Genomic DNA, 11,587 nt, shown 5'->3' with positions numbered 1-11,587 from the left:
AGGTATTGTTTTCTCCGAAAACTCTAAAACGGATTCCGCATATGATTGGCGCATTGATGCTCGACATCGCAGGCACAACCCTCACTCAAGAAGATATTGAACTATTAAGTGCGCCGCAAGTCGGTGGAGTGATTTTATTTGGTCGCAATATTGAATCTCCGGCGCAAGTCCGTGCTTTGACCGATCATATGCGTCAGGTGCATCCTGATATTTTAATTGCGGTAGATCAGGAAGGCGGTCGTGTCCAGCGTTTAAGACAAGGCTTTACCCTGCTGCCTGCCACGGGGAAATTTGGCGAACTTTATACGCGCGATCCACAGCGTGCCCTAGAGCTGGCTGAAAAATGCGGCTGGCTGATGGCGACTGAAGTGCTGGCTGTCGGCATTGATTTCAGCTTTGCCCCAGTACTGGACTTGAATGACATCAGTGATGTGATCGGTGATCGTAGCTTTGCCCAAAATATCCAGGACATTATTCCACTCGCCAGCGCATTTCTAAAAGGTATGAAACGTGCCGGTATGGCTTCAACTGGTAAACATTTCCCCGGTCATGGCTCGGTCAAAGCGGACTCGCATGTTTCTGCAGCAATTGATACGCGCTCTTATACAGAGATTCAGCAAAAAGATATGCAAACATTTATACAACTGCAATCACAACTGGATGCGCTGATGCCGGCTCATGTCATCTATAGCCAAGTTGATCTAAATCCAGCCGGATTCTCTGAATTCTGGATTCAGAAAGTTTTACGTCAGGAGCTTGGTTTTGACGGTGTCCTGTTCTCAGATGATTTAAGCATGCAGGCCGCCTGTGTCGCAGGCGGTGCCGATGCCCGAATTCAGGCCGCCCTTAAAGCTGGTTGTGATATGGGTCTGGTCTGCAATGATCGTGCAGCACAATGTATTGCACTAGAAGGAATTGAAGATTTGCCCCTCCCGAACCAGCAACGCCTGGAACGCATGCGCGGCAACATCCCGAACATCCAGATTGGTGATGAACTGGATCTGGGTGAAGAATGGCGCGAGATCCGTGATGAAATACTGGCATTTAAACAGCAATCCAGCTAAAACTTTTTAAATCCAATCAATATGAAAAAGGGACACGACAAGGTGTTCCTTTTTAATTATAGTAATGAAAAGGTTACACTATTATTCAATCAACTTAAAAATAACAATAAGGTCAGAACAAATATGACAGACTCACTTTCGCAACATCGCCATATTTCTTTTACGGCGCACTATACCGGCTATATCTGGTATCAAATGGGAATCTCACATCCAGCCTTTGCTACATCCAAAGGCAAGTTTCTGGCCAAACTGCTTCATCCCCTTGAATCCTGGGCAGAACGCCATGTCGGCGGTAGCATGCGGACTACACTTAAGCAGCGCCATCAGATGATTGATGAGCATTTGTGTCAACTAATTGAGCAACATCCACAACTTCAGGTTCTTGAAATTGCCTGCGGACTATCTCCACGCAGCTGGAATTTCAGACAGAAATTCCCCGAGATTAATTATCGTGAACTGGACCTGCCGGATATGGCCAAGATCAAGACGCAGGCTTTACAGCAGATCGATCAGTATGCCCCTGAAGTCCTGACTGCCGATATTTTTAGTGAAGAACTGGACTGTATTTTTCAGATGTTTGACCGCAACCAGCCCTTAGTGGTCATTAGCGAAGGACTGATTAATTATTTTGATCAGCAGATGTTAGGTATTCTGATGCAGGGGATTACAGAAAATGCGCAGTATTTCCCGGCAGTTCACTATCTCAGCGATATTTATCCTGAACCGGTGAAAAATAAACTGGCGAACTTTATCTGGAGCAGTAGCCGTCTGCTTAAATTCATGTCTCGCAGTGCGTTTACCTTTCATTTTAAATCCCCCCAAGAACTGCAGCGCTTTTTTCAAGATGCAGGATTTGACCAGGTTGAGGTACAACAACCACAACGTTATTTTGCCGAGCCTCATCAGCCAAACCCGGCACCAGAACAAGATGAACATTTAGGTGATCTGGTCTGGATGATTCATGCAGTGAAAAAAAACAGCGTTTAAGTACGCTGTTTTTTAATACTGATATTTTTTAAATTGCCGCATCAAAAACTTCGGCATGTTGCAAAATTTTCTGCTGTTTTACAAAAGCCAATAAACGTTCTGCCACTTCAAAACTGCCATGTTTGAATAAGGCACGCAGCTGGGTGTCATCCTGTTCAAAGATCAGGCACTCAATCTGAAATTCCCCAGCTTCATCTTCCAGATGCAGGGCTAAGTCACGTGGATAAGCTGCTGCGCGCACTGCCTGTACTGGATCTAACTCCAGCAATACTCCAAAGAAATTCATGTCCACTATCTCTGCTTTTAAAATGAGATCAGAATGACGATGACTGAGAAAACGTTGTGAATCTTGCACCTGAATCCGCTCTTCACCGCGACGTTCAAGCTGCTGTATCTGTTCGCGAGTGAACGGAATAATGCCGTCTAGTTGATCAACTGCTTCATCGCGTAAAAAGGTTGCAAATAAATGCATGGTTTCTTTACGACGTTGTAACTGCGGCACATGATCGGCGCCTGCAATTTGCACGTACTGCATATCCGGGCATTGCAGGGCAAAATTCGCATTTTCATGTGGCAAGGTAAAACTGTCATATTGTCCACATGCCACCAGTACTTTGCACTGTGGAATTGGCACATTGGTCAGACGCAATAAACGGTTGCAATTGATATCATAACGATCCTGTTCGGTGGCCGTAAATTCCGCCATCTGTTTAAAGAACAAACGTTTTGCAGTCGGTGACATCCGAGTTTCTGTTAAACGTGCATGATTGACCAGATACAAAATCACGGCCTGACCAAATTCATCCATACGCTGTTCTTTCATCAGGTGTAAGGATTCTTCCAGCAGCATTCGCCAGCTTTTACGGGTTTTCTGCATGACACCCATCAGGATCATCCGCTCGACCAGTTCGGGACGCTGATCTGCCAGACAGGAAGCGACCACTGATCCTAAGGACATGCCGAGAATTGTCACTTGCGGCAGCTGCATCTGTTCCAGCCATCGTCCCAGCATCGCAGCAAGGTCTTCCAGCTCCAGTGTTCCGGCAGACAGACCCGTATCGACATTACTAATCTGCTGGTTCGCCCCCATGGAGGGCAGGTCAATCAGAATGATGGGACCTGCATCAAAAAGCTGTTCTACACAATATTTGTAGGAATTAAAATTCTGGAAAGCGCCCCCAATGATCACCATGGGTCTTAAATGCAAGGTATCTGGACGGGCGATCGCCATATATTCTATTTTCCAGCCATCCATCCAGGTGGTGCGTGGCGGCTGCTTAAAACTGTGCTTATCATAAAGATCAAAAAAACCATCGTGGCTATGTTGTTCCAATACATGGGCGTCCATGTGGATAATGGAATTCATATTCCTTTTCCTCCGTCCTTGCCTTATTTTTATTGTGCAAGTCATGATTAACAGATCTTATATTTCAGGCGCATTCCGGTGTGCCTGAACACGCATCCTGCTCTTTAATAATTATAAATGACATCAATGTCGCGTGCTTCATTCTATACAGAGCTGCTTTTCACAAGCAACCGCTTCAGTGACCACTTATCTGCTTTTAAACAGAAAACAATTTCAAAATGTTTAGAAGTTTGCGAAAACGGATGATTTTTAATAGATGGGCTTCATTGTGCAGCAGCAGGCTGTTAATATCGAAATGAAATTTCTAAGTGATCAAACCGCTATGCAAGAGTCTATTGAACAATATATGCAAACGGTAGGACAGCAGGCACGCCAGGCGTCTCGCATTTTGGCTCGCGCGTCCACCCAAACTAAAAATAATGCGTTATCCGCTATTTATACGGCTTTGGAAAATAGCCAAACTGCTATTTTGGCGGCTAACCAGAAAGATATGACCAAGGCGCATAACAACAATCTGGATCCAGCCCTGCTTGATCGCTTAGAACTCAACCCCACACGCTTTAAAGGTATGTTACAGGGCTTAAAAGATGTCATTGGCCTGAAAGATCCGATTGGTGAAATTAGTGATATGGCTTATCGCCCATCGGGGATTCAACTGGGCAAGATGCGTGTGCCTTTAGGTGTGGTCGGCATGATCTACGAATCACGTCCTAACGTCACGCTGGAAGCGGCATCACTTGCGCTGAAATCAGGAAATGCCATTATTCTACGTGGTGGCTCAGAAGCTCTGGAATCGAATCAGGCAATTGCAGTCGCGATTCAGCATGGCCTGAAAGTCGCAGGCTTGCCTGAGGCTGCCGTACAGGTGGTGAATACGACTGACCGCGCTGCAGTGGGTCAGTTGATTACCATGACCGAATATGTGGATGTGATTGTGCCTCGTGGTGGCAAGAGCCTGATCGAACGAATTACCGAGGAAGCACGCGTACCGGTCATTAAACATTTAGATGGCAACTGTCATGTGTATGTGGAAGCTCAAGCGGACTTGTTGAAAGCCTTGCCGATTGCGCTCAATGCCAAAACCCATCGCTATGGCGTATGTAATGCCATGGAAACCCTGCTGGTCGATGAAAAAGTCGCTGAAGAATTCTTGCCACGCATCGCAGAGCTATACCAAGAGAAAAAAGTCGAACTGCGTGGTTGCCGGGAAACCCAGCGTATTCTTGGAGATGCAGTCATTACAGCAACCGAAGAAGACTGGTATACCGAGTATCTGGGCCCGATTCTGGCGATCAAAGTTGTTTCTGGTATAGAAGAAGCCATTGAGCACATTAACAAATATGGCTCGCATCATACTGATTCTATTATTACGGAAAACTACAGTCTGGCACGCGAATTTCTGGCGGGTGTAGATTCAAGTTCGGTCATGATCAATGCCTCTACTCGTTTTGCAGATGGTTTTGAATATGGCTTAGGCGCAGAAATCGGGATTTCGACCGATAAAATCCATGCTCGTGGCCCAGTCGGTCTTGAAGGCCTGACTTCGCAGAAATGGATTGTCTTTGGTGATGGTCAGATTCGCCAATAAGTATTCAGATCGCTCATTTAAAACAGCCTCATGTGTGAGGCTGTTTTTTTATGGACAGATAAATTCACACTGAAATACATGGATCAGAACCTTCAGGTCATTTTATTGATGAATCTCTTTATAGAATTGTATTTAGAAACAATATTTGCCTTTTCAGGCGCTAAACTAAAAACCAATTTGTTCTAAAATTAAATTTAAGCAGAATTTAGTATTCTTATTGATCATCTCTTTAGCATCATTTTATTTATAAATGAAAACTATGAACTGATAAATTTTAGTTATTATTGTTAAATCGGTCGATAATGCTTAAGTCTAATCTGCTAAAGTCTATCTAGGACAGAAAAAAAACAAATGTTAAAACATATTCATTGATCTGGATTGCTGCTTCATTGTCCGCAATTGGGTCAAGTAAATGGACGAGAATTTTAATTAAAAATTGGGTAATCAATCGTGTCTAAATCAGTATTAGTTATTAATTGTGGCTCTTCTTCAATCAAGTTTGCATTACTTCTTGAGGAGCAGAATTTCCGTATTCATGGTTTAGCTGAGAACTTAGGCACAGAGAATGCTCGCATTAAAGGTGTGACAGTTGGCAATGAGCCGGTCGATATCCACATTCCATTTGCTGACCACAAAAAAGCACTCGAAGTGGGTCTGGAACGTCTGGCCAATTACCGTCCAGATGCCATCGGTCACCGTGTGGTACATGGTGGCAGCCTGACCAAGGCTGAACTGATCAATGACGAAATTATTGAAAAAATTCGTGAAGCAACGCCGCTTGCGCCGTTACACAACCCGGCACATTTGATTGGAATCGAAGCAACCCGACGCTTATTCCCAGAATTACCACAGGTTGCGGTATTTGACACCGCCTTCCACCAAACTATGCCAGCACATGCATATCGCTATGCCCTGCCAAAATTTCTGTACACAGCACATGGTGTGCGCCGCTATGGTTTCCACGGCACCAGTCATGCTTATGTTTCAGAGCGTGGCTCTGAACTGGCAGGCAGTTTCAAACAAGGTGGCTGGTTAACTGCTCATCTTGGCAATGGTAGCTCGACCTGTGCCGTTTGGAATGAGCAAAGTGTAGATACTTCAATGGGCTTAACCCCGCTTGAAGGCATTGTTATGGGCACACGCAGTGGTGATGTTGATCCAAGCCTGCATAGCTTTCTGGCGAAAAACCTGGGTTGGGACATTTATAAAATTGACAAGATGCTGAATAGCCAAAGTGGTCTTTTGGGCTTGTCTGATCTGTCCAATGACATGCGCACCCTGATTGAAGCATCAGAACAAGGCAATGAAGATGCTAGCCTTGCGATTGAAGTATTCTGCTACCGTTTAGCTAAATCTCTGGCAGCGTTGAGCTGTGGTCTGCCACGTCTTGATGGTCTGTTCTTCACTGGCGGTATTGGCGAAAATTCAGCCTATATCCGCGAAAAGACCATGACTTACCTGCCCCACTTCGGCTTCAATCTGGATAAAAACGCCAACAATGAATTGAAACGCGGTACTGAAGGTCGGATCGATTCAGGTACAGGCCCACAAATCTGGGTAGTGCCAACAGATGAAGAAGGCCGTATCGCACAAGAAGTTCAAAGTGTGGTTGAACTTGAGGTGGAGCGCAATACTGCAAAAAAGTCTAAAGCTGAGGTAACGCCTGCATAAGCAGGCTTAGCCACTTTTTAACTGATTTTTATTATTCTGCGACTGATATCACTTATGAAAACGATTTTATTGGTTCCCACTGGGGAAGGCGTAGGCTTAACTTCTGCATGTTTGGGCCTGATTTATGCACTGGAATGCCAAGGGGTAAAAGCTGGTTTCCTGAAACCTTTTGCCCAGGAATTGAATGAAATCGAAGACCGCACCACGGCTTTGTATCGTCATATTTCTCAAAGTGAAACGGTTGAACCTATCCGTTATAGCAAAGTCTTGCAGCAGATCAATCTGGGTGAACAGGATGAATTGCTTGAAGAAGCGGTGCGTCTGCATCGTCAAATTGCTAAACAGCATGACCTGATTATTGTCGAAGGGCTGTTGCCAAATACTCAGGACAGTTTTGCCGATGATTTGAATGCTTCACTGGCACAAGCACTGGATGCCAAAGTTATTGTGGTCAGCAATGCCAATATTCAGCAGCCAAGCCAAACCGCAGACAAAGTTGAACATCAGCTGCGTAATTTTGGTGGCGCTAGCTCTACCCGTCTGGCAGGTATCATGTTAATGCGCACCAAAGGCCTGCCTGAAGAATCTGCGCAGATTCCTGTCACGCTGAATCCAGATTTACGCCTTAAAGCTGAAACCGCCGAATTTATTACAGCTATTCAGCAGACGCATCCGCATATTGGTTCTGAAAAATTGCCAGTGATTGGCTTGGTGCCTTTCAGTAAAACCTTAAGTGTGCCACGCATGTCTGATCTGGCTGCCCATATTTCTGCTTACTGGATTAATGAAGGCGAAGCCAAACAGCGCCGTGTGCAACACAGTAGTCTGATTTCAGCCAATATTGAACATGAACTACATAAGTTTGTAGCTGGCGAATTAATTATTAGTGCCTCTGACCGGATTGATGTATTACTGGCAAGTAGTCTGGCCAGCAGTAATGGGATTCCTTTGGCCGGTCTGGTGCTGACTGAACATCAACAGCCAAATGATCATGTACTGGAATTCTGCCAGGCTGCCATCAAGCAAGGTTTACCGATTTTACATACACCACTCAGCACGTTTGAAACCGCACAAAAACTGGCAAATCTCAGCAATGAAATTCCAGTGGATGATACCGAACGTGCAGATCAGGTGACACGTTTTGTTTCAAGCCATATCAATCCGGAATGGCTGAATCAAATGTTGAATGGTTCTTATAGGCCACGTCTGTCACCTTCCGCTTTCCGTCATGAACTGGTACAGAAATCGATTGCTGCGAAAAAACGTATTGTACTGCCAGAGGGTGATGAACCGCGTACCGTACAGGCTGCGGCCATTTGTCAGTCCCGTGGCATTGCGCAATGTATTTTGCTAGCGAAGCCTGAAGCTGTGCTAGAAGTAGCCAAAGCGCGCGGCATTGAATTGCCTGAAGATCTGGAAATTCTTGACCCGGATTTGGTGCGTGAAAACTATATCGACAAGATGGTGGAGCTGCGTAAAGGCAAGCTCAACGAACTACAGGCCCGTGAACAACTGCAAGATACAGTAGTACTTGGCACCATGATGCTGGCGCTGGATCAGGTTGACGGTTTGGTGTCGGGTGCAGTGCATACCACGGCGAATACGGTACGTCCTGCTTTCCAGCTGATTAAGACTGCTCCGGATTACTCACTGGTATCTTCCGTATTCTTTATGCTGTTGCCAGATGAAGTCTATGTGTATGGTGACTGTGCGATTAATCCGGATCCTGATGCGGAACAACTGGCTGAAATTGCAATCCAATCTGCTGATTCTGCCAAAGCCTTTGGGATAGATCCACGCATTGCGATGATTTCCTATTCGACTGGAACTTCCGGTACCGGTGCAGATGTGGAAAAAGTTGCTGAAGCAACACGAATAGCCAAAGAACGTCGCCCTGACCTACTGATTGATGGGCCACTACAATATGATGCAGCATCTGTAGAAAGCGTGGGGCGCCAAAAAGCGCCTGATTCACAAGTGGCCGGACGTGCCAATGTGTTTATCTTCCCGGATCTGAACACCGGTAACACGACCTATAAAGCGGTTCAACGTGCTGCCAATGTAGTCAGTGTTGGACCAATGCTGCAAGGCTTGAATAAGCCGGTCAATGACCTGTCGCGTGGTGCCTTGGTTGATGACATCGTGTTTACCATTGCTTTAACCGCGATTCAGGCCGAGCAACAAGAAGCTTAATACTTCTTGAATTTAAGTTTTCCAAACCATCTGATTGAAAAATCAGATGGTTTTTTTATAGAAAAATAACCCTAGCTTCAATAAATTCAGTACGTGATCATCATCTCATTTTAATACACAATAAAAATGCCAGTCTTTCGAACTGGCATTCTCAATGATTATCCATCATAAAGTCTGTAACATAAAAAATTGAGCTGATGCAGCCCTGCTTTTCAGTCTACTGACTTTAATTTTTTATAAGGTAGTCCACTCTTTATGCACGTCTTCCGCCGTTTTATTGAGCACCACGCTATTGTCTTTGATTTCACTTACCCAACTCAAGGGAATCAGATGATGCTCATTATTTTCATCATCACTTCTTGTTAATTTAATTGAATCCTGACCTTCTAAATGGTCCACCTTCCCGACTTGAGTACCACATGAAGCAATGACTGAAGCATGTTCTTTAATATCACTTGCATTAAAATTGTTCATTCTACTTGCCTGTTTCTAGAAGTTGAGAGAAACAGTCTAAGCAATAAAAAATGCCGCATGTGTAAGGGTTTTCAGGCTTTGAGTTTTTCTGGGTTAAAAATGTAAATGGTCAACATGGCTTGAGTAAACTATAGGCAAGATACTTTTTAAATTTGAGTTTTCAAATATTTTTATAACTGGATTTGAAGATTTGAAGATTTGAAGATTTGAAGATTTGAAGATTTGAAGATTTGAAGATTTGAAGATTTGAAGATAGGTTAATTCTTTGAGGTCTTAAAATAAAAAAGAAGATAAAGCTTAGGCTTGATCTTCTTTCTGACCGTACATCCAAGTTGCAGCGATATATACACAAAAACCAGCTGCCATCAAAATACCTGTAACCATTGTTAGGATCTCCCGTTTCAATAGCTGCATTATGTAAAAGTTTTATGACAGTTATATGACAATCTGGTTTTTTATTAAATTTAAAATAAATAATAAAATTCAAATACTTAATGTAATATCAGAAAAATTATGCGTATTTTTAATCTGAAATATGACACTGAATATGACAACTTGCTGTCATATTTGACCCATGGAATAGCTAAAGTCCTTGCTCAGATTGCTTAAACTATAAACTTTCGGCCAATGCTCGCCCAAAATGCCCACAACCCGATTCTTTTGTCTTATAATTTAGCCCGCTAGCTATCAGCCCGCTCAAGAGATATTTGTATGACAACTATTATCAAGCAAGATGACTTGATCACATCAGTTAAAGATGCGCTTCAGTTCATTTCTTATTATCATCCACAAGACTTTATCCAAGCGATGAGCCGTGCGTATGATCGTGAAGAGAACAAAGCTGCTAAAGATGCGATCGCACAAATCTTAATTAACTCACGCATGTGTGCAGAAGGCCACCGCCCAATCTGTCAAGATACCGGTATCGTCAACGTATTTGTTGAAGTGGGCATGGACGTTAAATTCGATTTAACCATGAGCCTGGATGATGCAATCAATGAAGGCGTACGTCAGGGTTATTTAGAAAACTCGAACGTGCTTCGCGCATCAGTTCTGGCTGATCCTGCATTTGGTCGTAAGAACACCAAAGACAACACTCCTGCCGTGATTTACCACAAGCTTGTGCCTGGTAATAAAGTAGATATCACTGTGGCAGCCAAAGGTGGCGGTTCAGAAAACAAATCTAAACTAGCAATGTTAAACCCATCTGATTCAATCGTGGATTGGGTACTGAAAACTGTTCCAACCATGGGTGCAGGCTGGTGTCCACCAGGTATGCTGGGAATCGGGATCGGTGGTACTGCTGAAAAAGCCATGATGCTTGCCAAAGAAGCATTGATGGAAGAGATCAACATGGACGAATTGCTTCGTCGTGGTCCACAAAGCAAAATGGAAGAGCTTCGTATCGAAATCTTCGAAAAAGTAAATGCTTTGGGTATTGGTGCACAAGGTCTTGGCGGTTTAACCACTGTACTTGATATTAAAATCAAAGATTATCCATGTCATGCTGCAGGTAAACCAGTTGGTATGATCCCGAACTGTGCTGCGACTCGTCATGCACACTTCCAGTTAGATGGTACAGGTGTTGCACATATTCAAGCACCTAAACTTGAAGACTACCCTGCTGTGACTTGGGATTCTTCATCTTCTAAACGTGTTGACCTTGACACGATTACCCAAGAAGAAATGAATAGCTGGAAACCAGGCGATACACTTCTTCTTAACGGTACAATCTATACAGGTCGTGATGCTGCACACAAACGTATGGTCGACATGCTGAACAACGGTGAAGAACTTCCTGTTGATCTGAAAGGCAAGTTTATCTACTACGTTGGCCCTGTTGATCCAGTCGGCGACGAAGTTGTAGGCCCTGCTGGCCCAACAACGGCTACGCGTATGGATAAATTTACGCGTCAAGTTCTTGAAGCAACTGGCATGTTCGGCATGATCGGTAAAGCAGACCGTGGTCCTGCTGCCGTTGAAGCCATTAAAGACAACCAGGCAACTTACCTGATGGCTGTCGGTGGTGCTGCTTACTTAGTATCTAAAGCCATCCGTGAAGCTGAAGTGGTTGCCTTTGCTGACCTAGGCATGGAAGCGATCTACAAGTTTGTGGTAAAAGATATGCCGGTATCTGTAGCGGTTGATGTGAATGGTACTTCTATTCACGCGACTGCACCTAAAATCTGGCAAGCAAAAATTGGTAAGATTCCAGTAGTTGACGCTGCTGCGGGCTAATTAAAT

General features: G+C 44.2%; 8 protein-coding genes. 6 read left to right on the top strand and 2 right to left on the bottom strand.

What is annotated here, in order from left to right:
- Positions 1-41 precede the first annotated feature (41 nt).
- Positions 42-1,064, top strand: coding sequence for a beta-N-acetylhexosaminidase (gene nagZ, locus AC1P5O_RS01175; protein ID WP_129716387.1), 1,023 nt, complete (start codon positions 42-44; stop codon positions 1,062-1,064).
- 123 nt (positions 1,065-1,187) lie between these two features.
- Positions 1,188-2,051: a class I SAM-dependent methyltransferase gene (locus tag AC1P5O_RS01170; RefSeq protein WP_129716341.1), complete on the top strand. Its 864-nt coding sequence runs from the start codon at positions 1,188-1,190 to the stop codon at positions 2,049-2,051.
- A 28-nt stretch (positions 2,052-2,079) separates the two neighbouring features.
- On the opposite strand, the gene AC1P5O_RS01165 is transcribed toward AC1P5O_RS01170, so the two are convergent.
- Positions 2,080-3,417 carry an alpha/beta fold hydrolase gene (locus AC1P5O_RS01165; RefSeq protein WP_129716343.1) on the bottom strand — a complete coding sequence of 446 codons (1,338 nt, stop codon included), beginning with the start codon at positions 3,415-3,417 and terminating at the stop codon, positions 2,080-2,082.
- Positions 3,418-3,739: 322 nt separating this feature from the next.
- On the opposite strand from AC1P5O_RS01165, the gene AC1P5O_RS01160 reads away from it, so the two are divergent.
- The 3 genes from AC1P5O_RS01160 to pta all read left to right on the top strand — a co-directional run bounded on the left by AC1P5O_RS01160 (position 3,740) and on the right by pta (position 8,869).
- On the top strand, positions 3,740-5,005 hold the full coding sequence (locus tag AC1P5O_RS01160) for a glutamate-5-semialdehyde dehydrogenase (RefSeq protein WP_044108634.1): 1,266 nt from the start codon (positions 3,740-3,742) through the stop codon (positions 5,003-5,005).
- A 447-nt stretch (positions 5,006-5,452) separates the two neighbouring features.
- Positions 5,453-6,676, top strand: a complete 1,224-nt coding sequence (locus AC1P5O_RS01155) for an acetate/propionate family kinase (RefSeq protein ID WP_499005502.1) — start codon at positions 5,453-5,455, stop codon at positions 6,674-6,676.
- 54 nt (positions 6,677-6,730) lie between these two features.
- Positions 6,731-8,869, top strand: a complete 2,139-nt coding sequence (gene pta, locus AC1P5O_RS01150; protein ID WP_262466712.1) for a phosphate acetyltransferase — start codon at positions 6,731-6,733, stop codon at positions 8,867-8,869.
- A gap of 234 nt (positions 8,870-9,103) precedes the next feature.
- Here pta and AC1P5O_RS01145 read toward each other — a convergent pair whose 3' ends face one another.
- A complete protein-coding gene (locus tag AC1P5O_RS01145; RefSeq protein WP_004278404.1) occupies positions 9,104-9,343 on the bottom strand; it encodes a DUF2171 domain-containing protein in 240 nt (79 codons plus the stop codon).
- A 711-nt stretch (positions 9,344-10,054) separates the two neighbouring features.
- Between AC1P5O_RS01145 and AC1P5O_RS01140 the strand changes: the two genes are divergently transcribed.
- Complete coding sequence (locus AC1P5O_RS01140) at positions 10,055-11,581, top strand: fumarate hydratase (RefSeq protein WP_004278405.1); 1,527 nt, start codon at positions 10,055-10,057, stop codon at positions 11,579-11,581.
- The last annotated feature ends 6 nt before the right edge of the window (positions 11,582-11,587 follow it).

Source organism: Prolinoborus fasciculus (assembly GCF_056724605.1).
The sequence above is the reverse complement of the archived record's forward strand: the minus strand, read 5'-3'. Positions and strand labels throughout refer to the sequence as shown.